The following is a 26,303-nucleotide window of genomic DNA, read 5'->3' as shown; positions in this document are numbered from 1 at the left end:
CATGTCCTTTTCCGAACTTTGCATTCGCCGGCCGGTGCTGGCCACCGTGCTCAATCTGCTGGTCATGCTGGCAGGGGCGATGGCCTTCGACCGCCTGACCGTACGCGAGTATCCCAATATCGACATGCCGGTGGTGACCGTGCAGGTCGACTATCGTGGCGCCAGCGCTGCCATCATCGAATCGACCGTGACCAAGGTGCTGGAAGACTCACTATCGGGCATCGAAGGCATCGACTTCATGACCTCGACGAGTCGCGCCGAGTCCACGCAGATTTCGCTGACCTTCAATCCGGATCGTGACATCGACAGTGCGTCCAGCGATGTCCGTGATCGTGTTGCGCGAGTACGCCAGCGACTGCCGGAAGAGGTCGATGAGCCGCGCATCAGCAAGGCCGAAGCCGACGCCAATCCCATCATCTGGCTGGCGCTTTCTGCCGACAAAGACACGCAGTCTGCTTCAGCACAGCAGTCACCGCTGGCTATCAGCCAGGTCGCCGACCGCGTCATCAAGGATCGCCTGCAGACCCTGCCCGGCGTCGCCGACATCCGCCTCAACGGCGAGCGCCGCCCTGCCATGCGCATCTGGCTGGATGCCTCGCGCCTGGCCGCGCAGAGCCTGACCCCGGCGGATGTGGAGGCAGCCTTGCGAGCGCAGAACCTGGAAGTGCCGTCGGGACGCATCGAAGGCGCTCAGCGTGAGTTTTCAGTGCTGGCCGAGACCGACCTGAATACGCCCGAGCAGTTTGCTGCCATCGTGCTGCGTAACAGTAACGGCCTGCTGGTGCGTCTCGGCGATGTCGCGCGTATCGAGGTCGGCCCGCTGGATGTGCGCCGGACTACGCGCTTCAACGGCGTCGAGGGCGTCGGCATCGGCATCATCAAGCTGTCCACGGCGAACCCGCTCACGGTGTCGCAGGCGGTGACTAAAGCGCTGCCGGAAATCCGCGCGGCCTTGCCCGAGGGCATGAGCCTGAAGCTGGCCTACGACTCCTCGGTATTCATCGACGCCTCTATTCACAATGTTGCGCAGACGCTGATCGAGGCCACGCTGCTGGTGGTACTGGTGATCTTTCTGTTCCTGCGCAGCGCCCGTGCCACGCTGATTCCGCTGGTCACCATCCCGGTCTCGCTGCTCGGCGCGATGGTCTTCATGCAGATCTTCGGCTTCTCGCTGAACACGCTGACGCTGCTGGCGTTCGTGCTCGCCATCGGGCTCGTGGTGGACGATGCCATCGTGGTGCTGGAGAACATCTATCGCCATATCGAAGAGGGGCTGGCACCGATAGACGCCGCCATCAAGGGCATCCGCGAGATTGCCTTTGCCGTGATGGCGATGACGCTGACGCTGGTGGCCGTGTTCGCGCCGCTGGCGTTTACCACGGGTCGTACCGGCAAGCTCTTTACCGAATTTGCGCTGACGCTGGCGGCGGCGGTGCTGGTCTCCGGCTTCTGCGCGCTGACGCTGTCGCCGATGATGGCGTCGCGGGTCTTAAAGCCTGTGCATGGCACGCCGCCGCGCTGGTCGCAGGCCATCGAGCGCGGTCTCAATGGCATTACGCAAGGCTATCAGCAGGCGCTGATCCGGCTGCTGCCCTGGCGCAAGACAGTCGTTGTGGGTGCGCTGGGCTTGCTCGGGCTGGCGGTGTTTTTGCTCACGGCGCTGCCAAAGGAACTGTCTCCGATCGAGGATCGCGGCATCATCATCGCTGCCGGTTCCGCGCCGGAAGGCTCGACGCCGGCCTACCTCAGCCGCTACACGCAGCAGGTCGAGGGCGTGATGCAGGCCGTGCCGGAATGGGCTTCTACCTTCATGATCATCGGCTTCCCGGACGAAACCCGCTTCATGAGCTTCAACCGCTTCAAGCCCTGGGAGGAGCGCGAGCGCAAGGTTCAGGACATCGCTCCAATGCTGGCGGGCAAGCTTGGCAGCATCCCCGGCCTGCAAATTGCGCCCATTCTTCCGCCCTCGCTGGGGCAAAGTAATCGCAGCAGCCCCATTGAGTTTGTGGTGCAGACCAGCGCCGATTACGAGACCTTGAGTCGCGTCGTCAACGAGCTCATGGCGCAGGCCAATGACAATCCCGGCCTGACCAATGTCAGCTCCGACCTCAAGCTCAACAAGCCGCAGCTGTCTATTCGAATTGATCGCGATCAGGCGGCGAGGCTGGGTGTGAGTGCCGCTGAAATTGGCCGCGCACTGGAGTCTTTCCTCGGCGGCCGAGCGGTGACCACGTTTAAGCGCGATGGCTCGCAATACGATGTGCTGGTGCAGATCGAAGATGATCAGCGCCGGCAGCCCGACCAGCTCGCGCAGTTGTTCGTGCGAGCGAGTAGCGGCGAGATGATCCCGCTCAGCAATCTGGTGCAGGTCAGCGAAAGTATCAGCCCGTCATCGCTGGGGCATTTCAACAAGCTGCGCAGTGCCACCATCTCGGCCAGCCTGGCCGATGGCTATTCGCAGGGCGAGGGCGTGGTGTTTATGGAGCAGGCGGCGAAGGCGCTGGCTGATCCGCTGGTGAGCACCGACTGGAGTGGCCCGACCCGCGAATTCCTCGCCGCCAGCGGCGCGCTGTCGATGACTTTTGTGCTGGCCTTGCTGTTTATTTATTTGCTGCTGGCGGCACAGTTTGAAAGCTTCAAACACCCCATTGTGATTCTGTTCACCGTGCCGTTGGCCATGCTCGGTGCTGTGCTGGCGCTGAGGCTCACTGGCGGTAGCCTGAATGTGTATAGCCAGATCGGCCTGATTACGCTGGTAGGGCTGATTACCAAACATGGCATCCTCATCGTGGAGTTTGCCAACCAGTTGCGTGATCAGGGCGTGGCGCCAGCGCAGGCTGTGTTGGATGCTGCGGTGCAGCGTCTGCGCCCCGTATTGATGACTACGGCGACCATGGTGCTAGGCGCTTTGCCACTGGCGTTCGCCACCGGCGCAGGCGCTGAGGCGCGTCATCCCATCGGCTGGGTGATTGTAGGCGGCATGAGTTTGGGTACTTTGTTTACCTTGTTTGTGGTACCTGCGGTTTACCTCTTGGTGAGTGCACGCGGGACTTCAGGAGAGCGTCGTGGCGCATGAGAAAAATCCAGCCGAAGCGTTGTTAAAGCCGCTGAAAGAGCGCTTAGATGTGCTGAGTCAGCCGCGTCTGCCGCTGGCTAAAAATGACCACTTCAATGGCAGCCGTTTCTTCAATCCGTGGCTTCGTACGGGGCATGGTCTGCGTGACGCGCTGCGCTGGGTGCGAACCCGCAAACCCGCTGAGTGGCCGCAGTGGCAGCATAACGACCCGGCGCAGCTGCCGCCGGCCTGCTTCAGTCCGCGTCTCGATGATTGGCAGGTCACCTTCGTCAATCACGCCACCGTGCTGATTCAGATCGGCCCATGGAACTTGCTCACCGATCCGGTCTGGTCCGACCGCGTCAGTCCGCTGCGTCAGATTGGCCCGCGTCGCGTGCGTAATCCCGGCCTGCGTTTGGATGAGCTTCCGCCCATACACGCGGTGCTGCTCAGCCACGATCATTACGACCATCTCGATGTGCGTTCGCTGATGTGGATTGCCCGCCGTGATAAACCCTTGATCGTGACCGGCCTCGGCGTGGGTGCGGTGCTGCGCCAGCACGGCATCGAGCGCGTTAGCGAATGCGACTGGTGGCAAAGCGTCGAGTTGGGGCCGCTGACGATTCACTTTGTACCGGCCCAGCATTTCTCCGGACGCGGTGCGCGTGATCGCAATCGCACACTCTGGGGCGGCCTGTATGTCAGCAGCGAGTCTGGTGGATGCTTCTTTGCTGGAGATACCGGCTACGGCCCGCACTTTGCCGAAATCCGCGAGCGCCTCGGCGCACCGCGCCTAGCCTTGTTGCCGATTGGTGCCTACGAGCCGCGCTGGTTCATGGGCCCGGTCCACATGAACCCGGATGATGCCGTGCGTGCCCATGTCGATCTCGGCGCTCGGCGCTCGCTGTCGATCCATTTCAATACGTTTCAGCTGACTGACGAGGCGATAGATCAGCCGGTATTGGATTTGCAGGAAGCGCTAAAGACGCATGGCGTGGCATCGGCCGCGTTTGCGGTGTTGAAAGAGGGCAGTGCGCTGCGGGTTTGAGTCAGCTCAGCTGAACCACCGCGCCATCGCCGCCTGTTCGTGCAGCACTCTTTCGGCCCCCTGCGGCAGCCAGTTGCGATGCGACACACAGGCTTGCTGCAGGAAATCAAACAGCGTGACATGACGGCGCAGCACGCGCTCATGGCGATGCGGTAGCAGTGGATTGAACAGCCCCATCGGGTCCAGCAGCTGACGCGGATTCTTCTTCATCCAAGCCCAAGAGCCCAGCTCCAGCGTGAATGGCAGGAACAGCTTTTCCGGCTGCTGCTGACGGGCTTCATCGTAGAGAAAATCCCAGAGGTCGCCGTGTGTGGTGTAGTTCAGGCACTGTGGCTCCATCAGGTAAAAACTGTGGTGGGGATAGGTGCGATTGAACAACGCGCGCAGGGCTTCGGCTTCGGCTAGATGAGGCAGCGGCTGCTGCGTGCGGGCATAGGGAAACCAGAGCTGATCGCGAAAACCGAAGCCGGAATGGCAGTCCACTGCCAGGGAAAAGCGATGCGGCAGCAGACGCTCGCGCACGACCTTGAACACGGCCTCAGCTTCCGGCTGCAAGGCTTCGCCGAGCGCGCCGCGATACCAGGGCAGATGTGGGCTTAGGCGTTGACCACCGAGCGGCCAGCGCACATCGCCATCGGCCTCGACCGGCGCATGGCGCATCAGATCCACGCCAGCCGGGTTGGCTCGCGTACCTCGCAGAAAGCCGCCGGGATTCACGATGGGAATGAAAACCAGGCGCAGCCGTGTTAGCAGGTCATGCAGGGTGACATCCCATTGCAGGCGTTCAACGAGGTTGCCGAGGTAGGCAATGAGTACCTGACTGCCGATGCGCTCCACGCCATGAACGCCGCCAAAGAAGCCGATGGCCGGAACATCCGGGCTGCGATTGCCCAGGCTCAGGCACCACAGCGGCAAGCTATGGCCATCCACCTCGATGCGGGTGACGACTTCACTGACCAGCCGCGAACCGGCCTTATCGATGAGGGCATCGAGTGCCAACAACTCAGGGCTGTTGGCGAGGTGGTTCACAGCCAGTTGCGGCGCTTGAAGTAGAGGAAAGGCGTAACCGCCGACAGCGCCATGAGCAGGATGGCGAAGGGGTAGCCACCATGCCAGTCCAGCTCAGGCATGAAGCGAAAGTTCATCCCGTAGATGCTGGCGATCATGGTCGGCGGCAGGAACACCACCGAGGCCACCGAGAAAATCTTGATGATCTTGTTCTGGTTGACGTTGATGAAGCCGAGCGTGGTGTCGAGCAAGAACTTGATCTTGTCGAACAGAAACGAGGTGTGAGCGATCAGCGATTCGGAATCTCGGATGATGTCGCGCAGACGCTCGCTGAGGTCGGCATTGAGCATGCCCGAGCGCAGCAGCAGGTAAAGCATGCGCTGCAAATCGACCATGGAAATACGCACTTTACCGATGATGTCTTCTTGTTGCGCGATCTCGGTCAGCAGCGATTCCATGTCGTCGGTTTCGGCATTGCCGAGCACTTGCGAACTGGTCACTTCGAGATCGGCGGCAATACGCTCGATCATGTCGGCGAGATTCTCCACCTTGGTCTCAAACAGGCCGATCAGAATGGATTTCGGGCTGCTGATGTTGACCAGACCCTTGCGCGCGCGCAGGCGGAACAGGCGGAACGCGGCCAGCTCTTCTTCGCGTAGCGTGAACAGACGATCGCCGTTGAACACGAAGGCGGCAGAGATGTTGGTAGACGATTGGTCGGCGTAATTCAGGAAGTAGGAGCTGATGTGTAGGCCGTCATCGTTTTCATAGAATCGAGAGGTCGCCTCGATTTCATAGAGGTCATCGATGCTGGGTAATTCTTGGCTATAGGCCGTGCGAACCCACTCGCGCTCTTCGGCGCTGGGGTTGATCAGATCAACCCAGAGAATGTCAGCAACCAGGTCTTCAGCCGCGTTAATAGCAACCGGTTCGAGCAGGCCCTTGTTCAGGGTAAAAGCCATCAGCATGAACGGTGCATCTCCCAAGTGTTGGCGCATTTTAGCAATGCCGCGCCGGCACTAGCTACCCACATTATGCTGAATGAGTGACAAGCAGATGAATGCGGTCAGGTCATATCAGCTCAGGCAGGCAGTGTGCGCGCAATGACCAGCGTATGCACGGACTCTGCGCCCTGATTCAGTAGCGCGTCGCTGATGACGGATAGGGTGGCTCCGGTGGTCATCACATCATCCACCAGAACAATGGGGCGATGACAAAGGCGTTGGCCCGAGCAGGAGAATGCGCCTTGGAGATTGGATAGTCGGTCGTCGCGATGAAGGTTTTTTTGCATGGCGGTATCGCGCGTTCGCTTCAGCGAGGTGGCATCGCAAGCAAGTCCGCTGCGACGACTGATGGCGCGTGCGAGCAAATAGGTTTGATCGTAGCCTCGTTCGCGTAAACGATCGGGGTGCAAGGGCACAGGCACTATCAGCGCGTGCTCAGGCAGCGGTGGTAGTTTCGCTGCCATGAGCTCGGCAAACAGATCGGTTAAAGCCAGTTGATGGTGATACTTGAACGCCGCAATTAGCCGATCAATGGGAAACTGGTAGTGGAAAACCGCCTGAGCCGACTGCCAGCGGGGTGGGGCGCTTTGGCAATCAAAGCACTGCTTGGCGGCTGACGTGGTGGGCAAAGGCAGTGCACAACGCTCGCAAACCCGCTCTTGCCAGGGTAAATCGCCTAGGCAGCCTGAGCAAAGGCAGCGACTCTGAGCGGGTTGTAAGCACAGTAAACACTGATTGCCTCTCATATTGTCAATAATTTTGCTTGATGCAAGTTGACGATAGCGCGCCAGTGTCGCCAGAATCGGCCATTGCTTTTGAGCCACCTGAGTTTTCATGCCATGACCTCATCCCTGAGTCGTTCCGACCTTCGCCATGATTGGACTCGCACCGAAGTGCGCGCCCTGTTTGAGCTGCCTTTCAACGACCTGCTGTTTCAGGCTCAGCAGGTGCATCGTCAGCATTTCGACGCCAATGCCGTGCAGGTCAGCACCTTGCTCTCCATTAAAACCGGTGCTTGCCCCGAAGATTGCAAGTACTGCTCGCAGTCCGGCCATTACGACACCGGCCTGGATAAAGAAAAATTGCTAGCAATAGAGAAGGTAGTACAAGAAGCGAAAAATGCTAGGGAGAAGGGCGCGTCTCGTTTCTGCATGGGCGCTGCCTGGCGCAGTCCGCGGGAAAAAGACATGCCCTATGTCATTGAAATGGTGAAGCAGGTGAAAGCACTGGGCTTAGAAACCTGCATGACGCTGGGCATGCTAGACAGTGGGCAGGCCAGCCAACTCGCCCAAGCGGGTCTTGATTATTACAACCACAATCTCGACACCAGCCCTGAGCATTACAACCAAATCATCACCACACGTAGCTACCAAGATCGCCTCGATACCCTGGCGCATGTGCGCGATGCGGGCATGAAGGTGTGTGCCGGCGGCATCGTGGGGCTGGGCGAGAGCCGTGAGGATCGTGTGGGGCTGCTCACACAGCTGGCCACCTTGCCAGCGCACCCGGACTCGGTGCCCATTAATCAGTTGGTGAAAATTGCCGGCACGCCATTAGGGGATGTAGACGATCTGGATCCTTTCGAGTTTGTGCGCACTATTGCCGTGGCGCGCATTCTCATGCCGAAGAGCATGGTGCGCTTATCGGCAGGTCGCGAAAACATGCCGGAATCGCAGCAGGCGCTTTGTTTCTTGGCGGGTGCCAACTCCATTTTCTACGGTGAGAAACTGCTGACCACGGCTAACCCGGAAGCAGAGGCGGATCGCAAATTGTTTCAGCGCTTGGGGCTCACGCCCAAAGTAGAAGAGGCCATCACGCAGCCCGCCCAAATGCCTAGCGTGAAGCCGGTTGCCCAGCCGCTGTGGCGAGATGCCATGGCCGACGCTGTTCGCGTTTGAGCCGCGAGTGACACAAGGGCTTTCACCGAACTGGCAAGGTTGGCTGCAGGACACGCTGACGGCACGCCGCGAGCAGCATTTGTTGCGCGTGAAACGGCCCTTGCAGTCGCCGCAAGGGCCGTTAGTTCAAGTCGAGGGGCGTTGGCTGCACAACTTCTGCAGCAATGATTACCTTGGCCTGGCCAATGAGCCGGCACTGGCTGAGACCTTGGCTCATGCCGCTCGCACGCTGGGCGTGGGGGCAGGTGCGGCAGGGCTGGTCTGTGGGCATCACCAAGCCCATGAGGCACTGGCGGAAGAGCTGGCCGACTGGCTTGGCGTGGAGTCGGTGCTGCTCTTTGGGAATGGCTATCTGGCTAATGTTGGTGTGCTGCAAGCACTCGCCGGTAAGGGCGATGCCATTTTTCAGGATCGCTTAAATCACGCCTCGTTGCTGGATGGTGGCCTCGCTAGCAGTGCTCATCATCAGCGTTATGTTCACGGTGATGTTGCGGATCTGCAGCGACGACTCCGCGATAACCCCGCTCGGCGACGACTGATTGTGAGTGATGGCGTGTTCAGCATGGACGGCGATCTCGCACCGCTGGCCGAGCTGGTGCACTGCGCCCAGCAGCACGATGCCCTGCTCATGCTCGATGAGGCACATGCATTCGGCGTGCTCGGTGCGCAAGGACGCGGCAGCATCGATCATCTGGGATTGCCGGCCAATGCTGTCCCGCTGCGCATTGGCACCTTAGGCAAGGCCTTTGGGGTTTATGGCGCTTTTGCCGCTGGCCCTAAGTTACTGATGGATGTGTTGCAGCAGACCACGCGTACGGCGATCTACACCACGGCGCTGCCTGCGGCTCTGGCGGAAACCACGCGCCATGCGCTGCGCATATTGCGTGCGGATGATTGGCGCCGCGAGCGTCTGCAGACGCTAACGGCCAAACTGCGATCTGGGCTTCAGGCTCAAGGCTGGACCTTGATGGACAGTGCCACGCCCATACAACCGATTCACATGGGCTCGTCTGAGCGCGCTTTGGCCTTGAGTGCAGCGCTAGTCGAGCGCGGCTTCTGGGTGGGCGCCATTCGCCCGCCCACGGTTCCCGCTGGCACGGCGCGCTTACGCCTAACGTTATCGGCCAGTCATGACGATGCCGCGCTGGCCTCGCTGCTCTTAGCCATGGCTGAGCTGGCCCCCGAATTTGCAACCGAGATGACTACATGACGGCGTTAGTGCTTTACCACGACACCTATGCCTGCACCGGCCCTGCGGGTGCAGCGGCTCCGGACTTGGTGCTACTCCATGGCTGGGGCCTGCACTCGGTCGTCTGGGACCCCATCGTGCCGGCTCTGCTCGCGCATTATCAAGTCACCGTCATTGATCTGCCGGGGATGGGCCGCAGCCCGTTACCCCGAGGCGATTACGATCTGGACTATGTGATGTCGCTGGTGCTGGCGGTTGCGCCGGCTTCTGCCGTGTGGATGGGCTGGTCGCTGGGCGGCGAGATTGCCACAGCCATTGCCGCTCGCCATCCACAGCGGGTCAAGGCGCTGTTATTGGTGGCGACCAACCCCAGCTTTGTGCAGCGCGAAGGCTGGACGGCGGCGATGGCCGCGTCGCAGTTTCAGCAATTCCGTGACTTTTATGATGAAGACCCAGAAGGCACCCTGATTCGCTTTTTGTCGTTGCAATGCCGGGGCTCTCAGCGCATGAAAGAGGACATCCGCTTTCTGCAAGAGATTGTGTATTTGCAGGGTTTACCCGCCCCTCAAGCCTTGCGCGGCGGCTTGCGTCTGCTGTCCGAGTTGGATGTGCGCGATGACTTCCGTCGATTAACGCAACCCGTGATGGCGCTGCTGGGCGCAAACGATGTGCTGGTGCCGGCAGCGCTGGCGCAGGCGTTGGCAGAGCTGAAGCCTGCGCTGGAGCCGACGGCCATTTGCGTATTGGCGCAGAGCGGCCACGTGCCCTTTTTAGCGGAGCCTGACGCCTTCTTAGCGCATGCCATGCCGTTTTTGGTGGCGCAGCTTGGCTAGTCGGATGAGCGATGCAAGGGTGTTGATATGACTGCCTGGCAGCAGCTGTTAAGGCGTCGATTTGACCGCGCTGCCTCGCGCTATGACGACCTCGCGCAACTGCAGCAGCAAAGCGCCCAGCGCCTGTTGTTATCGGCGCTGCCGCACCTGCACGCGGCATCGCCATCGCTACGTATTTTGGATGTGGGCTGTGGCACGGGCTGGTTGATTCAGCAATTGCACCAACAAGCGGGTTTGGACTTGGCCACGATGTATGCCTTGGATCTCAGTGAGGGCATGTTACACAGCGTAAAATCGGCACCTCATGCGTCGGTCTTCAAGGTCTGCGCGGACGCGGCAGCTTTGCCCTTTGCGTCGTCGTCTATGGATATCCTGCTGAGCAACTTTGCCTTGCACTGGTGTGATGACCCCTCACAAGCACTGAATGAACTGCATCGGGTGTGTGCGCCGGGTGGCCACGCCTTTTGCGTGATTCCCGTGGCGGGCAGTTTGTCGGCACGCGGGGCTGCCAGTGGAGCGGGAGCGTCCCTGTTGCCACTGGCGGATTGGCAACGAGCATTGCAGGTCTCGCCGTGGACCTTGCGGCAGGCAGAGATTGAGACCTATGAGGAGTTTCATGATTCACCGTCCGCTTGGCTGAGCACGCTCAGGGAGTTAGGCGTAACGGCTCAGCGGCCCACGACCGTCCGTGCAAGCGTGTCACCTCGGCAAGCCTTGCAGCAGTTGCAGCAGCGATTGGAGGCCGCACGAGAATCGCGAGGCATCCCGTTGCGCTATGAAGTGTGGCGTATTCATTTACAGGCCTAGCGCTAAACCCAGCGCGTTCAGTTAGGAGGCAATATGCCCGCGTTTTTTGTCACTGGCACCGATACCGATGTGGGTAAAACCACCGTGGCGGTGGCCATGCTTCATGCCGCATCCGCGCAGGGCTATAGCACCCTTGGCCTGAAGCCTATTGCAGCAGGCTGTGAGATGACCGCAGACGGGTTGCGTAATTCCGACGCCCTTGCGCTGCTGGCTGCCAGCACGTCCCCCAAGTTGATTTACGATGAGGTCAATCCGGTGGCCTTGCCAGAGGCCTGCTCGCCGCATATTGCCGCGCGCCTGGCGAATCGTCGCATCACGGCCGCCCAGCTCACCGGGTATGTGCGAGGTAGCTTGAGTCGTCGCGCTCAGCTCACGCTGGTGGAAGGTGCGGGCGGATGGCGCGTGCCGATTAATGATCGCGAGTTATTGTCGAGCGTGGCAAAAGAGCTCAACTTGCCGGTGATCTTAGTGGTGGGCCTGCGCCTTGGGTGCTTGAATGCCGCTATTCTGACAGCGGAAGCGATTTTACGTGATGGCCTTAAGCTGGCAGGTTGGGTGGGTAATCATCTCGCAGCAGACTGGCCTCACGCGGCCGATAACCTAGCGACTTTAAACAGCCTGTTGCCCGCACCCTGTCTCGGCATTGTGCCTTGGCAGCCTGCAGCTACCCCGTCTGATCGGGCGCAGACACTGAACTTAACGGCACTCTCGTTGCCGACTTTAAGCTGAGCAGTATTTGTCCTAGTGCGGTGTGTCATCGATCAGCGAAAAATGCAGTCTGAAGCGAGTAGTGGCAAGGGTTGTAAGTCGTGAACCATCAGTCACACAATGGGCTGGGTTGACTACCTTTTATTCACTACACTTCAGTACCTTGTCGAAGCCGAGTCGGGTCTGTTTTCTCGCGGTGGCTCACTTCGCCAGATTAGTTAGCGGGCATTGCCCATTCATTACTGAGGTTACTCAACATGGCATTTCAATATAAAGCTCCGCAGCGTGACATGCAGTTTGTTATGCACGACGTGCTGGGTTTGGAAAATTTCTACGCCGGCCTGCCTAAGTTTGCCGACACGAATCGCGAGCTGATCGACAGCGTTGTGGAAGCCGCAGCTCAGTTTTGTGAAGGCGAGCTGGCCCCGATCAATCGTTCTGGCGACGAAGAAGGTTGCCATTTTGACAACGGTGTTGTGACCACGCCTAAGGGCTTTAAAGAAGCGTATGCCAAGTACGTTGAGCTCGGCTTTGGTTCTTTGTCGGCTGAAGTTGAGCACGGCGGCCAAGGCCTGCCACCGACTGTCGGTGTTGCCTTAAGCGAAATGATGGGCACCGCAAACTGGTCCTTTGGCATGTACCCCGGTCTGTCGCACGGCGCGATTAATACCGTTGAAGCGCATGGCACGCCGGAACAGAAAGAGGTCTATCTGACCAAGCTGATCAGCGGCGAATGGACCGGCACCATGTGCCTGACCGAATCGCACGCCGGTTCCGACCTCGGCCTGATTCGCACCAAAGCTGAGCCACTCGCGGATGGTTCCTATGCCATCACCGGCAACAAGATTTTCATTTCCGCCGGTGAGCACGACCTCGCCAATAACATCGTTCACATCGTGCTGGCGCGCCTGCCAGATGCCCCTAAGGGCACCAAGGGCATTTCGCTGTTCATCGTGCCGAAGTTCATGCCGAGCGGCGAGCGCAATGGCGTGGCTTGCGGTTCTATTGAACACAAGATGGGCATCAAGGCTTCCGCAACCTGCGTGATGAACTTTGACGGTGCTATCGGCTTCCTGATCGGCCCACCAAACCGTGGTCTGAACTGCATGTTCACCTTCATGAATACCGCGCGTATCGGTACTGCCGTTCAGGGTCTGGCTGCGGCTGAAGGCTCTTTCCAGGGCGCACTGGAATATGCGCGTGATCGCCTGGCCATGCGTGCATTGACTGGCCCAGCCAACCCTGAAAAGGAAGCGGACCCGATCATCGTGCATCCCGCCGTGCGTCAAATGTTGCTGACTCAGAAAGCCTTTGCTGAAGGCGGTCGTCTGCTCTGCTACTGGCTGTCCACTCAAACTGACGTACTTCAGGGTTCGTCGGATGATGAAGCCAAGAAAAAGGCGGATGAACTGCTGTCCTTCTTGACACCAATCGCCAAAGCCTTCCTGACCGAAACCGGTTACGAAGCGGCTAACCACGGCGTTCAGATCTATGGCGGCCACGGCTTTATCCGCGAGTGGGGCATGGAGCAGATCGTTCGTGATACGCGTATCGCGTTGCTGTACGAAGGCACCACCCAAATCCAAGCGCTGGACTTGCTCGGCCGTAAAGTGTTGCAGACTCAGGGCGCTATGCTGCGCAACTTCACCAAGCTCGTGCACAAGCTCTGCGAAGCAGAAGCGGGCAATGCTGCGATGGCCGAGTTCACTGGCCCACTTGCCAAGGTCAATAAAGAGTGGGGCGATCTGACCATGAAGATCGGCATGAAGGCCATGACTAACCCGAATGAAGCCGGTGCAGCTGCTACCGATTACATGATGTACTCGGGCTATGTGGTGCTGGGTTACCTCTGGGCCTGGATGGCCAAGGTTGCACAGGACAAGATCGCAGCGGGTGAAGGCGACAAGGCCTTCTACGAAGCCAAGATCAAGACCGCGCAGTTCTACTTCAAGAAGATCCTGCCGCGCACCCAGTCGCACGCCGATATCATCGACGGCGGCGTTGATGTGCTCATGCAGTTGGACGCCGAAGCCTTCGCTTTCTAAGGTCGGATTTAGCACTCGTGGTACACAGAGGCCCGCATTCGCGGGCTTCTGTCTGTTCACTTCAGATTAAATTGCGGCGCGCTGGCTGAGTCAGGCGCCTTAGCTGAGAGGGATTTACTATGCCAGTTTTCAAGGCTCCGCTGCGCGACATGCGCTTTATCCTCGACGAGGTTTTTCAGGCTAGCGAGCTGTGGGCGCGCTTGCCTGCACTGGCGGAACAAGTGGATCGCGACACCGTAGACGCGATTTTGGAAGAAGCGGCCAAGTTCAACGAGAACGTAGTTTTTCCGCTGAATCGCAGTGGCGATGAAGAGGGTGCAACGTTTAACAATGGCGTCGTGACCACGCCCGCCGGCTTCAAAGATGCCTTCAAGCAGTATGGCGAAGGCGGCTGGATAGGCTTGGGTGCCGACCCGCGCTGGGGCGGTCAGGGCATGCCTAAAATGGTCACGGTCATGACCGAAGAAATTCTCTTTGGTGCTAACCCGTCGTTTGCTCTGTATCCCTTGCTGGGCATTGGTGCGGCGTTATCGATGTCGCAGCATGCCGGTGATGAGCTTAATGAGCGCTATCTGCCCAAGATTTATTCGGGCGAGTGGTCTGGCACCATGTGTTTAACCGAGCCACACGCCGGTACCGACTTAGGCATTATCAAGACTAAAGCCATTCCTCAGGCCGACGGTTCCTACGAAATTTCGGGCACGAAAATTTTCATCACCGGCGGTGAGCATGACCTCACGTCGAACATCATTCATTTGGTGCTGGCCAAACTGCCCGACGCTCCCGCCGGCTCGAAAGGCATCTCGTTGTTCTTGGTGCCCAAGTTCTTGGTGAATGACGATGGCTCGGTAGGCGCACGCAATGCGGTATCTGCCGGTAATATCGAACATAAAATGGGCATCAAAGCCTCGGCTACTTGCGTGATGAATTTTGATGGCGCAAAAGGCTGGCTGGTTGGCGAAGTGAACAAAGGCCTCGCTGCCATGTTCGTGATGATGAACTACGAGCGCCTGTCGATGGGCTTGCAGGGCATTGGTGCCTCCGAAGTGGCGTATCAGAATGCGGCGGCTTACGCGAAAGACCGTATTCAAGGCCGTTCTGCAACCGGCGCTAAGCAACCGGAAAAAGCCGCCGACAGCATCCTGGTACACGCCGATGTGCGTCGTATGCTGTTAAAAGTACGTGCCCACAATGAGGCCGGTCGTTGCTTTGCCATGTATGTGTCGAAGTATCTCGATCTCGCCAAATACAGCACCGACGACGATGAGAAAGCGGCTGCTGCCAATATCGTCGCGCTCATGACGCCCGTGGCTAAGGCCTTCCTCACCGATAAAGCCTTTGATGCCTGTGTTGAAGCGCAACAAGTCTTTGGCGGTCATGGCTATGTGCGTGAGTGGGGCATGGAGCAGTTAGTTCGTGATACCCGCATTGCACAAATCTATGAAGGCGCAAACGGTATTCAAGCGCTGGATCTGGTGGGTCGGAAGCTGGTGAGCAACCACGGTGCGTTCATCAACACCTACTTAGCGGAAGTTCGTGCGTTGGTCGCGGCGACTGAGCAGGATGCGGCGCTGACAGGGTTTGCCCAAGCTACGGCTGAAGCGGCCAATGACATTGCCTCGGCAGCCGAATGGATTCTCTCGGTTGCACGTACGCAGCCCAATGAAATCAGTGGTGCGTCGGTGGACTTCCTTCATGCCTTTGGATTGCTCTGCTATGCCCACATGTGGCTGCTCATGGCGCAGGCCGCTGGGAAGCAGCAGGGTGCGTTCTATGCCGACAAATTAGTCGTGGCCCGTTTCTTCTTTGCACGCTTACTGCCCGAGTTGAAGGCGCGTGTGAGTGCATTGAAGGCCGGCTCAGACATGATGATGGCCTTGGAAGCCTCCAGCTTCTAAGCCCTTCATCCCTGCTGAAACAGGAAACCCGCTACGGCGGGTTTTTTGTTACCGGGCCTAATGAAACCTTGCCTTGAAGGGGGTTTGGTGTAACGATTCATAATCAAAAAATTACACAAAGTAACAATAAAAATAATAAGTGGATCGACCTATGCTTGCCATTACTCGTCTTGCACGCACGCCTTTTTCAGCATTTGCCACGGTAGCATCGCTATCGCTCGCCATAATGGGTTGCAGTGAAGTCACTACCCAAGACCGAAATCAGACCGGGCGATTTATTGATAGCCCCGTGCAAGGTTTGTTCTATCAAACAGAGTCTGCATCGGGTCAAACCGATAGTGCGGGCCGCTTCCTTTACCGCCCAGGTAGTCAGGCGCGCTTTTCCTTAATGCCCAACTTGCCTTTAGGTGATGGCCCGATTTTGGCTAAGGCCATCATGACGCCCCGGGATATTTTTCCCGGCGCTGCGCTCGATGATCGTCGCGTGCTTAACCTCGCACGCATTCTCCAAACGCTGGATGCCGATAAAAACACCGCCAATGGGATTGATTTGCGTGCCGCGCAGGAGGACTTGAGTAAGTTGCCCGCCGGCGAGCAAATTACTGAAGTGAAGCTCAATGTGGCGCCAGAAAATCTGGCGGCTGAAAACCCTAAACTCATGGGTTACCTGCAGTCGAAAAACCGCAGCTTGGTCACGGCTGAAGTGGCTGGAAAGCATTTGGCGTGTAGCGAGCAGGATATTCAAAACAACCAAGATCCCGATGGCCTATGTGCGACAGATCCGGTGGTAATTTCCCCTACATTGTCGACTCTATCGGTGCTGGAAGGGTCGTCAGATCATGAGGTGCTGGTGGAGCTAAAGCTCTCAGCAGCCAGCGACAAAATCGTCACGGTCAATTTTGAAACGGTCGCCGGCACCGCCAGTGCGGGCAGCGATTATGTGGCGACCAGTGGCACGGTCACTTTCCCGATTGGAAATGTCACGCAGCGTATTCCTGTCACCGTTCGTGGCGACAGCGCAGCCGAAGCCAATGAACGTTTCACGGTTTTGCTGAGCTCACCCAGCAATGCCACCTTGCCATCGACGGTGATTAACATCGACATCTTAGATGACGATACCGTGGGTGCCCCCGTGGTACTCACGCTGGCGCCCGCGACATTGCCCGAAAGTGCGGGTGACACGTTCGTGACGCTACTGCGTCAGGGGCAGCTAGACCGAGCATTAAGTATTCGCGTGATGGCAACAAACGGCACCGCAAAAGCAGGCGAAGATTTTGTGCGTACCGAGTCGCTGCTGACCATTCCGGCTCAGGTCACGAGTTTCCAAATTCCGATCACCGTAGTTCAAGACACTCTGGTTGAGACCGACGAAAGCTTCAGCCTGGCGGTAACGGCTGTCGATGCGGGCGTTCAGGTGAATGGCTCGCCGGCTACCATCACCATTCAAGACGATGACCGTGTTGAAACCCTGCCAACCTTGTCGTTGAAAAACCTGTCGATTGCCGAGGGAAATGGCAGCAGTGTCGCGAATGTAGAAGCGACGTTGTCTGAGGCGGCGGATCGTGTGCTGGAACTGCACTATCGCACTGCACCTGGCAGTGCGCGGAGTCAGGGTGAGCGTGCCGACTTTGAGTCGATCACGCATGCTGTTGTGATGGTGCCTAAGGGTGCGACCTCTGTGCTATTACCGATCACGATTAAGGGTGATCTATTTGAAGAGCGCGATGAGTCCTTTGCGGTTGTGGCTAACTTAGTAGGCCAAGCGGAGAAGTCCGCAACGGTTCAGCTGAAAAATGATGAAGCATTAAAGCTATTCCAAGTCGGCAGCGCGAAAGCCGTTGCAACACCCACGAATTCGCAGATTGCAGGTGAAGTGGAGTCTTACGCGGGTGGCACGCGTCTGCAGTTCTTCCACTTAGGCGGTTACGGCTTTGGGCCCTTTAAGCTGCTGCCGGGCTATGGCCCACTGCCGGAAGTTCGTGCCGGTGAGCCACCGCTGCCCGTATCCAATCCGCCTGCGGGAGCGCGGTGTTTCAGTCCGGAAATTAGCGCGACGAATCGCAATCCGGCGACCTGCGTGGATGACATCAATGTCCGTGTCATGGTCTTGTTGGATCCGAAAACATCGGAGCGCATCGCCTTCGTCACCCTCGATGCCATTGGTGCCGGTAACTTAATTCAAGATGCCGTTAAGGCTGCGGTGAATCGCGCTAGCTGCGAAATGAACCTCTGTATTCCTACGCGCAATGTCCTCTTTGGACAAACTCACTCGCACGCGGGCGCTGACTTGCAAGGTCTGTGGGGTGGGGTGCCTGAGAGCTGGCGACAACAAGCCTTAGTCGGAGGCGTAGAACGAGCCACTACCTTGGCCATCAACAGAAGTCGCCCGGCTCGCCTGAGCATGGCACGTGGTGATGCAGACGAATTCAATAACTATCGCCGTCCGAAATATCGTGATGAAGCACAGCATCAAGCCGATCCCGCCGTTACCCTGCTGATGGCAAAGGCTGATGACACGGACAGCGAGAGTGAGCAGTTAGTGGGCAGCCTGATGCAGTATGCGGCTCACCCAACATCCATCGGCAATGACGATTACAAGTTGCCTGATAATACGGTGGTGCGAGTCCCTCATCCGGACTACCCCATCGGCGTCACCGAAGCGTTGGAGGAGCGTTTTGAATCGACTGGCCTGTATTTTAACGGCCCGATTGCTGATGCATCCCCTGGCGGACCCACTGAAGGCAGCACGGAGTATGCCCGCGTTAAGTCGCGCGGCAAGGCCTTAGCAGCCAAAGCCTTTAGTTATCTAGCCAGTAACTCGGTCGCGATTGATCCCGTCATGACGGTCGCCCACAAAGAAGCGGTGCTTCCCGTTTCCAACCCCCTGTTTGTGGCGCTGGGGCTGATGAGTCAGTTCAACGGCTACTACCAGTTTAGCCAAGTCCCCAAGGACGATATTCCCGGCTTTGACCAGTTGCCAGCAGACGCGGTGGCCCAGTTTGAGGCGGTGCAGAATCAGTTGCCGCAGCCGGCTCCGGTGGCCAGAACACTCGTCAGTCGTATTAGTTTGGGTACGGACGATGCCACCAGTGCTGCAAAAAATCGTTTGGAAATTGTCACTATTCCGGGCGAGGCCACGAACACCTATGGCCAGATGATTCGTCGATTGGCCAATGACTCGCCGCTAACGCAGGCCAAGCCTGAGCGCCACACGCTATTACTCGGGCTGACGCATAACAGCTTTGGCTACATTATTCCGGAAGAAGAGTTTAGCTACGTAGACCCTTCGGGCGGAACAGGGCTGCTAGTGCCCGGCACGGCCTATGAAGAGTTCGTATCGCTTGGCCCATTAACCGCGCCGTTATTGCGGGCTCAGGCCTATGCCCCCTTATTTGGTGTAGAGCCACCGAACCCTTCCTTGTTGCCGCCCGCCATTACCGACTGCCAAATCGCGATGGACTTTGGTAGTTGTATTGTCGGCGTGGGTCAGGATCGACTCATGCAGCTGCTCGGCCTTCCCGAAGGATTGTTGGGCGGCTTCAAAGACGGGATTAATTTCTTGGCAGAGGGCTGCCACACCGTCGCTGGGCCACTTGAGCCTGCCTGCGCGGTGTTTGATGCACTCGCCGAAGGTAGCGGTAGTATTCCAGGGCTTCCTGAGCTTCCAGATGCTCCGGGTGGTGGCGGTGGCGGTGGAACTCCAGCGCCCAGCGGTGCCAGTGCGAACGATCTAACGTTGCTGACCGATGTGTTGGACGCATCGGCGCGGGGCTGTGATTTTATTGATCCAGCCAATTGCTTGCTGCCATTCCCGAACAATCATTTCACCCAAGCGGGAGAAACTGAAACGGGCCTGCGAGTGAACTTTAACCCGCTGGCCATGCCACGCAATGTGGCGGGAAAACCGATTGATCCTGCCGATCAAAATCGTGCCGATGGTTTTTCGCCAGGCCAAACACTGCTCATTCGCGTGCCCGGCCTGAGCTTAGACAAAACGGCGGCTGTCGGCGTACCAGTGCCTCGAATCGGTAAGCCCGGCTTTGATCAGCGCATGGAAAATAGCTTGCATCCTGATTCGGCCATTGTGGTTTATGACGTGACCGACAATAAGCCGCACCTAGTTTGGGCGGAGTTGGATGCCAATATTACCGGCTACACGTCCTGTGATATTCCCGCGCCGCTTCAAACTTTGGCGGACTTGGGTGGGCAAGATGACATTACCAATGCCGTGCAGACTTTCCGTTCAGGCTGCAATGGCGCCACCAAGCCCATTAACGATGCGCGGGATGGTAATGACCCCACCAGCGACCCCGGGCCGTTGCTCATCATTCGTCCGGGCATCAACTTTGAAAATGGTCACCGCTATATCGTGGCGCTGCGTAAGTTGCGTGATAGTGACGGCAAGCTCATTGCCTCCACACCCGGCTTCAACTTATGTCGTGATCAAGCCGATAGCCCGCTGAGGCAATTGCCGGCGGTAGCGCAGCGTTGTGCCGCACTGGACGACATTATGCTGACCCTGAAAAACAAGGCCGGCATTGATCCTAAGTCGCTCTACAGTGCCTGGGACTTTACCGTGGCGAGTGAGCGCAGCTTGACGGGCCGGTTAGTGGCTATGCGTGACCAAGCGCTGGCGGCGGGTACGCCAGACTTCACCATCACCTCCGTGGTAGATCAGCCCTATGTGGCCAGTGCCGGTGACTGTCGTGATGGCGGCGCCACCGAAAACTGCATCGCCCGTGTGATTAACGGCACGATGACGGTCACGAATTTTATTGATCGTCCCGTGAGCAATACCGGTCAAGGTGATGTGGACAGACAGGTGGGCGGCAAATTCTGGTTTGGCACACCCAACCCCGGTGTCTATGAGACGCCCAAGCCCTTCCCCGCACAGCCGACCGTCAGCGTGCCATTCACCTGCCATATTCCTCGCGCAGCATTCTCGGGCAGCCGAAGCAGTGGCAGCGACACTCAAATGGTCGTTAAGCCCTCGCGTGTCTCGCTCTATGGGCATGGCTTATTCGGGAGTCGCGGCGAGATCGGTCAGGGTCAGTTACGTCGCTTTGGTGGCGAGCATAACTACACCTTCTGTGCCACGGATTGGGTCGGTATGTCCGGCGTTGCTGATGTGGCCAATGCCGCCACACTCTTGCTCGATTTGTCAGGCTTTCCAACCCTGTCGGACCGCGTTCAGCAGGGCATCTTGAACTTTGTGGTGATGGGGCGTTTGCTGAAAGCGCAGGATGGCTTTATCGCTGACCCCGCGTTCCGCAGTGCCGATGGCCGTCCGCTGATTGATAACCGTGAAGTCTTCTACGACGGTAATAGTCAGGGTGGCATTGACGGTGGCGTGGTCGTTGCCGTGTCGCCAGACATCCATCGCGGCGTATTGGGCGTGCCCGGTATGAACTACAGCACCCTGTTGCAACGCAGTGTGGACTTTGATGGTTATGCCCGACTCATGTATGCGGCCTATCAAAACCCCATCGATCAGCAATTAGGGCTGAGTTTGATTCAGATGCTATGGGATCGCTCTGAAAACAACGGCTACGCCCAGAATCTGGGGGATGGTGTGGGCAGGACCATAACGGTTGCTGGCCGTAGCCATGTGCTTGGTACGCCTAATCACAGCTTGCCCGGTTTGGATGGTAAGCCATTGCCAGCAAAGAAAATTTTGCTAACACCGGGTTTTGCAGATCATCAGGTCACCATGATAAGTGCCGAAGTCATGGCGCGCACCATGGGTGTAGAGGGCGCGGATGTCTTCTTTAAACGACCCAACCAGTGTTCCGGTGATGTAAAACACTGCTTTGCAAGTCGTGCAGATGTCCTGACGCTGCGTTACCCCGATGCCAGCCCATTGGCCGGTTTGGCGTTATTCGATGAAGCCGGCTATGCCGACCGTCAGCGCATTGCCGGTTCCGGAATCATCATCTATGACGAAGGTAAAACGGCGATTCCACCAGAAGACAATAGGCCACCCAATGCCGATGATTTTGATCCACATGAGTACCCTCGCAATACCATTATTGGCCGCTGTCAAAAGGCCAGATTCTTACGAACTGACGGCCGCTTAGTCTATACGGACCTGTTGGCCACACCGCAAGCCTGTCCACAGATGGATGGTGCCGGCGTGTCGTTTACCGGTGATGCGGCGCCCTTGCCGCCGTCCAATACCCCACCAAGCAACGAGGTTGCAGAAGCCGGTTACGGAAGCGGCATCATTGGCGCTGTGGCGGAGTTCGGAGCCAACTTGAATACGGTCATTGCGGCTCTGGTCAACGGCGATTTTGCCGGGGCTATGGATGCAGGTCAGTTTGCCTTCACCGAGTTTGGCGGTTCATTAGCAGATGCCTTCAGTGGTGATGATGGCCCCGCATCGGCCATCGCCGGTGCCGCATCGGCGGCACCGGACCCGCAGGGCATGTTCGAGCGTTTGCTTGATGGCATAGGCCGCTTCCTGGGCTTGCAAGATGATCCGGTGTCGGCTGTGGCCGCCATCAAGCCTGCACGCTCCGTGGAAGCGGTGGTACTGACCGGCGCGCAGTTGCCGGGATGGTCATCTCCAGCGGCACAGGGGCAGGGCTACCCCTTCCCTTCGGGCGCAAACATTACCGGGCAGTCGGGCGAGACCGAGTCGTTAGCGGCCCTGAATGCGATTCGAGATCCCCTGAAAATCGGCGAAGTACGCGATGCCCATAACGGCATGATGCTATACCCGGCGGCAGGTCAGGCCTTGCCACTGGGTACGCCCGTAGACGAAGTCGCGGCCTACAAATGGACAGGAAGTGCATTTGAAGAAATTCCGGTGCAAGTCGATGAAAAGTTCCCCTTCTTTTTAGCGAACGCCGGCTCGTCGTTTTCGGTTTATTCGGGCACAGACCCCGAGCTGACCTATGCTTGGGATAGCGAAAATTGGGCCGCGGAAAATGCGCCGAATAACCCCTGTAAGGCAGCGTATCCCGCCGGAAAGAAAGACCCGATTGCCGCCTTAGATGACGATGATGAAGTCGTCTTTATGGCCAGTGATGCGGGCACGATGGCCCCTATCGGTGAGTCACCCAGCAAGGCGACTCAGGTACAGATGGTGCGCTTGCAAGATGTGGCGGACCCTCAGGCTGAGCGAGTGGTCTATGTGGTGAGGCAGGCGGGTGGCTCGAGCTTTAAAAGCAAGTCTACCTATGTGCGTTATTTACGCAGTGCCAATGCCGATCAATGGATTGATCGTAGCTTCTACACGCCCGAGGACCCAGAAATTCTCGGTTCGAGTAATACCAACTACGGTCCCAACCGCAAAGGCTCGGTCTGTCGTGACGGCCGAACGCCGGTCGCCTCTACCGATCGCTTCCCGCGTGATGGCCTGGTGGTTGAAACGGATACCTACCGCTGGGAAGCCACGGGTCGTTGGATGGTGCGCGATATTCGTATCAAGGCTCCCGGCATTGCTAAACCGGATTGGGCCACCCTGAAAGACACCCGTCCCGATCTAATTGATCGTTGGAAAGGCCGCGCCTTCCAGCAATCCCCAGACTCCACCATCTCCTTGGTGGGCTTTGAGGATGAGCAAGTCAATTGGGAAGCAAACTCGACCTTATTGGGCGAGCGTTGCGGACCGGTGCGCTGCATGCGAGAAGTGTGGGGCGCGGACTCGGGCACGAACGTCACGAAAACGGAAACGTTCTATCGCGATGCCGTGTCGTATCGCTACCGAATTCGTGTGCATCCCATTCCGCCCGATGGCCTCTACACCAGCTGGGACTACAACCGAAATACCATGTTGCCCACGGCCACTGAGCGAGCCAATGGTGTCGAGCCCGGTCGTTACTTTACTGCCCTGCGCCCGCAAGGGGTCCCGGTGGATGGTATCAACGATGACCTTGGTCAAATCGATTCGGTTACGCCGGTGGCAGGTCAGTGCATGACCTCCGATGGCCCACGCCCTCCGGATGCAAAAGGTCGCTGCCCGTTGTTCCTGGATGCGGCTGATCCGACCTTTAATTTGCCCTTGGCCTTCAATAATTGGGAGCAAATTTCCGGTAAAGGCAATAGTGGCTCTCTGGTGTATACCTTTGCCTTGAAGGGAGCTACGTCTTTGGCTAACCCCTTGGTCGTGCCCTACTACCGTGATGATGCCTGCTTGGATGATGGCACAGGGGATGACCCCGTTAAGCGGCCATGGCCGGGTGAGTCCAGTGCCGATGCTCGGGTTCTGGCCGCTTATGCGCTAAACGATGCGATCGAGCGAGGCGGGAACGGCAATAAGAAAGTGGATTGTGAGGAGCAGCAGGGGGTTTATGGCGCAAACGGCATTCACTACTTTGCAACCCATGACAGTGACAATGCATTCTTGCCGCTGACTTCCACAGAGGTCGATGGTGAGCAATGGCAGTTCATGGTGCCCACAACGCAGCCGCGTAATGTGGGTGATGCCTACGCCAATATCATTCGAGTGCCACTGGTCGCGATTGTTGTGCCCATGACGCCACCACCACTTCCATCGTCTCCTGCGGCGCGGCAAGAGCCCATGACAACAGGGCGCCGTAGTGGCGCCCTGAGTTGGTTATCGCAGTTTCAGTAAGCTTTAAAAGCGCGTCGATAACCCGACGCGCTTTTGTTTACGCTCAATGTTGCGCATGGTGGCCAAAGCCCGGTCATAGCCCTCTTTCAGGCCTGCCAGTTCACGAACTGAGCTAGAGCTATTTTGATAGTACTCCGCGAGCTGTGCCGCGCTGGCATATTCCTCTCGCATCATCAGCACCGACAGATCGCGCATCAGCCGAACTTTTTGCTGCTGAAAGCTAGTGCACGTCACGGATGGGGCCATGCGCGTAAATTGCCAGCTAGGCTTGTAGCCCGGCGCGGTATCGCAGCGCCAGCGCGCTAGGCGCTGGGCGATCTGCCCATAGAGTTTGGGCTTATCGAGTAACTTGGGCCCCAACGCTGCACTGACGTTAGCTTTCAGGCGATTGACCGTCTTTACGTCCGCTTGCGCGTCAGGTTTAGCGGGGTAGCGTTGCAGGTCAGTCAGGCGGCGTACTTGTGCTTGCTGGTAGAGCAGGCCTGCATCCACGAGGCGGCCTTGTTTCAACGCGGTATTTGCACCCACGAACAGGGTTAGCGCATTCGCTTGTTGGCTGTTTTTTAGCAAACTGTCGAGTTGGCCAAGCTGGAAGCCGTTGCTACCAATGAACGCCGGGCTCTCAGCGCTCGCGTTAAAGCGATAGCTTGGAGAGGCCGGTGGCTTCGTCGCCGTCGGGCTCATTTTGCAGCCGGTCAGCGTCAGTGCAATGGCACTAGAAATCAGTAAAAACGATAGCGAGGGCTGGGGTGCCTGCTTCATATCTTCAGCTCATCAGCATGGTTTTAAGCAAATCGTTTACCGCTGCTGGATTGGCTTTGCCGCGCGATGCCTTCATGACTTGTCCCACAAAGAAGCCGAATAACTTGGCTTGTTTGGTTTCGTCACTGGCGCGGTATTGCTCAACTTGTGCAGCATTGCTCGCGATGACTTCCCGAATAACGGCCTCAATAGCGCCGGTGTCGGTTTCTTGTTTTAAGCCTTGCGTTGCAATGATTTCATCGGCGCTAGCGCCTTCCTTTGCCATCAGTGCGGCAAATACTTGTTTGCCAATCTTACCTGATATGGTGTTGTCCGTAATACGTAAAATCAAGCCACCCAGCTGTTCCGGCGAAACGGGTGAGTCGACAATCTCTAACTCGGCGCGATTAAGTGCAGCGAGCAATTCACCGCTGACCCAATTAGCCGCTGCTTTTGCAGCAGAGACGCCGCCGGCGGCCATCATCGTGGCCTCAAAATAGGCTGAGAGGTCGCGGCTCGCCACCAGTACGCCCGCATCATACGGCGACAGTCCCAGTTCGCTTTCAAAGCGGGCACGCTTGGCCGCTGGTAGCTCAGGCAGGCTGGCACGAATCTCCGTTAGCGTGGCGTCATCAATGATGACGGGCAGCAGGTCAGGGTCCGGGAAGTAGCGGTAATCGTTCGCTTCTTCTTTGCTGCGCATGGCACGCGTTTCGTTCTTGGCGACATCGTAAAGCACGGTGGATTGCACGATGGAACGGCCCGACTCCAATTCGTCCATCTGCCACAGCACTTCGGCCTGAATGGCTTTTTCGATGAACTTGAACGAGTTCACATTCTTAATTTCACGGCGCGTGCCAAAGGGCTGGCCGGGCTGGCGGATGGACACGTTGCAGTCGCAGCGCATAGAGCCTTCCGCCATGTTGCCATCGGAAATATCGAGGTAGCGGATCAGCGCGTGGATGGCCTTGGCGTAGGCCACGGCCTCTTTTGCCGAGCGCATGTCCGGCTCAGAAACAATCTCCAGCAGCGGCGTGCCGGCACGGTTGAGATCAATGCCGGTCATGCCAGAGAAGTTCTCGTGCAGCGACTTGCCAGCATCTTCTTCGAGGTGCGCACGGGTAATGCCAACACGCTTTACCGTGCCGTCATCGAGTGTGATGTCGATGTGACCCTTGCCCACAATGGGGTGATCCATCTGCGAGATCTGGTAGCCCTTGGGCAGGTCGGGGTAGAAGTAATTCTTACGCGCAAATACTGAGTGACGACCAATCTCAGCTTCAATACCCAGCCCGAAACGGACAGCGTGGCGAACGGCTTCGGCATTAAGCACGGGTAATACGCCCGGCATGCCCAGATCAATGAGGCTGGCCTGCGTATTCGGCTCTGAACCAAACGTGGTGGAACTACCAGAAAAGATTTTCGATTGTGTGTTGAGCTGAACATGCACTTCCAGCCCGATGACGATTTCCCAAGTCATTATCCGTGTTT

The 26,303-nt window shown here is 57.9% G+C and carries 15 protein-coding genes; 10 read left to right on the top strand and 5 right to left on the bottom strand.

Annotated features, from left to right (window positions below):
• Position 1 precedes the first annotated feature (1 nt).
• Both A8710_RS10715 and A8710_RS10710 read left to right on the top strand, forming a co-directional pair.
• Positions 2 to 3,076, top strand: coding sequence for an efflux RND transporter permease subunit (locus tag A8710_RS10715; protein ID WP_068860398.1), 3,075 nt, complete (start codon positions 2 to 4; stop codon positions 3,074 to 3,076).
• Positions 3,066 to 4,103 carry an MBL fold metallo-hydrolase gene (locus tag A8710_RS10710; RefSeq protein ID WP_068860396.1) on the top strand — a complete coding sequence of 346 codons (1,038 nt, stop codon included), beginning with the start codon at positions 3,066 to 3,068 and terminating at the stop codon, positions 4,101 to 4,103. Before A8710_RS10715 ends, A8710_RS10710 begins: the two co-directional genes overlap by 11 nt.
• A 6-nt stretch (positions 4,104 to 4,109) precedes the next feature.
• Here A8710_RS10710 and A8710_RS10705 read toward each other — a convergent pair whose 3' ends face one another.
• The 3 genes from A8710_RS10705 to A8710_RS10695 form a co-directional block, all read right to left on the bottom strand.
• A complete protein-coding gene (locus A8710_RS10705; protein ID WP_068860394.1) occupies positions 4,110 to 5,132 on the bottom strand; it encodes a M14 family zinc carboxypeptidase in 1,023 nt (340 codons plus the stop codon).
• Positions 5,129 to 6,079 carry a magnesium/cobalt transporter CorA gene (gene corA, locus A8710_RS10700; RefSeq protein WP_068860392.1) on the bottom strand — a complete coding sequence of 317 codons (951 nt, stop codon included), beginning with the start codon at positions 6,077 to 6,079 and terminating at the stop codon, positions 5,129 to 5,131. The genes A8710_RS10705 and corA overlap by 4 nt, the downstream gene beginning before the upstream one ends.
• Before the next feature lie 113 nt (positions 6,080 to 6,192).
• Positions 6,193 to 6,951, bottom strand: a complete 759-nt coding sequence (locus A8710_RS10695; RefSeq protein WP_082968806.1) for a ComF family protein — start codon at positions 6,949 to 6,951, stop codon at positions 6,193 to 6,195.
• Between the two features lie 3 nt (positions 6,952 to 6,954).
• Between A8710_RS10695 and bioB the strand changes: the two genes are divergently transcribed.
• From bioB to A8710_RS10655, 8 genes are all read left to right on the top strand, one after another.
• Positions 6,955 to 8,013, top strand: coding sequence for a biotin synthase BioB (gene bioB, locus A8710_RS10690; RefSeq protein ID WP_198341662.1), 1,059 nt, complete (start codon positions 6,955 to 6,957; stop codon positions 8,011 to 8,013).
• A gap of 7 nt (positions 8,014 to 8,020) precedes the next feature.
• On the top strand, positions 8,021 to 9,223 hold the full coding sequence (gene bioF / locus A8710_RS10685; protein WP_227513012.1) for an 8-amino-7-oxononanoate synthase: 1,203 nt from the start codon (positions 8,021 to 8,023) through the stop codon (positions 9,221 to 9,223).
• Positions 9,220 to 10,035 (top strand): pimeloyl-ACP methyl ester esterase BioH, encoded by an 816-nt coding sequence (gene bioH, locus A8710_RS10680; protein WP_082968805.1) that lies wholly within the window; start codon positions 9,220 to 9,222, stop codon positions 10,033 to 10,035. The genes bioF and bioH overlap by 4 nt, the downstream gene beginning before the upstream one ends.
• A 27-nt stretch (positions 10,036 to 10,062) precedes the next feature.
• Positions 10,063 to 10,842, top strand: a complete 780-nt coding sequence (locus A8710_RS10675; RefSeq protein WP_068860388.1) for a methyltransferase domain-containing protein — start codon at positions 10,063 to 10,065, stop codon at positions 10,840 to 10,842.
• A 33-nt stretch (positions 10,843 to 10,875) separates the two neighbouring features.
• On the top strand, positions 10,876 to 11,571 hold the full coding sequence (gene bioD, locus A8710_RS10670; protein WP_068860386.1) for a dethiobiotin synthase: 696 nt from the start codon (positions 10,876 to 10,878) through the stop codon (positions 11,569 to 11,571).
• A 236-nt stretch (positions 11,572 to 11,807) separates the two neighbouring features.
• On the top strand, positions 11,808 to 13,595 hold the full coding sequence (locus A8710_RS10665) for an acyl-CoA dehydrogenase C-terminal domain-containing protein (RefSeq protein ID WP_068860384.1): 1,788 nt from the start codon (positions 11,808 to 11,810) through the stop codon (positions 13,593 to 13,595).
• Positions 13,596 to 13,714: 119 nt separating this feature from the next.
• Positions 13,715 to 15,493 (top strand): acyl-CoA dehydrogenase C-terminal domain-containing protein, encoded by a 1,779-nt coding sequence (locus tag A8710_RS10660; RefSeq protein WP_068860382.1) that lies wholly within the window; start codon positions 13,715 to 13,717, stop codon positions 15,491 to 15,493.
• 151 nt (positions 15,494 to 15,644) lie between these two features.
• Positions 15,645 to 24,071 carry a Calx-beta domain-containing protein gene (locus A8710_RS10655; RefSeq protein WP_068860380.1) on the top strand — a complete coding sequence of 2,809 codons (8,427 nt, stop codon included), beginning with the start codon at positions 15,645 to 15,647 and terminating at the stop codon, positions 24,069 to 24,071.
• A gap of 3 nt (positions 24,072 to 24,074) precedes the next feature.
• On the opposite strand, the gene A8710_RS10650 is transcribed toward A8710_RS10655, so the two are convergent.
• Both A8710_RS10650 and gatB read right to left on the bottom strand, forming a co-directional pair.
• A complete protein-coding gene (locus A8710_RS10650; RefSeq protein ID WP_068860378.1) occupies positions 24,075 to 24,833 on the bottom strand; it encodes a hypothetical protein in 759 nt (252 codons plus the stop codon).
• A 4-nt stretch (positions 24,834 to 24,837) separates the two neighbouring features.
• Entirely contained in the window at positions 24,838 to 26,292 is a 1,455-nt protein-coding gene (gene gatB / locus A8710_RS10645) for an Asp-tRNA(Asn)/Glu-tRNA(Gln) amidotransferase subunit GatB (RefSeq protein WP_068860376.1), read from the bottom strand.
• Positions 26,293 to 26,303: the final 11 nt, after the last annotated feature.

The sequence above is a fragment of the Perlucidibaca aquatica genome, from assembly GCF_001676655.1.
Lineage (GTDB): Bacteria > Pseudomonadota > Gammaproteobacteria > Pseudomonadales > Moraxellaceae > Perlucidibaca > Perlucidibaca aquatica.
The sequence above is the reverse complement of the archived record's forward strand: the minus strand, read 5'-3'. Positions and strand labels throughout refer to the sequence as shown.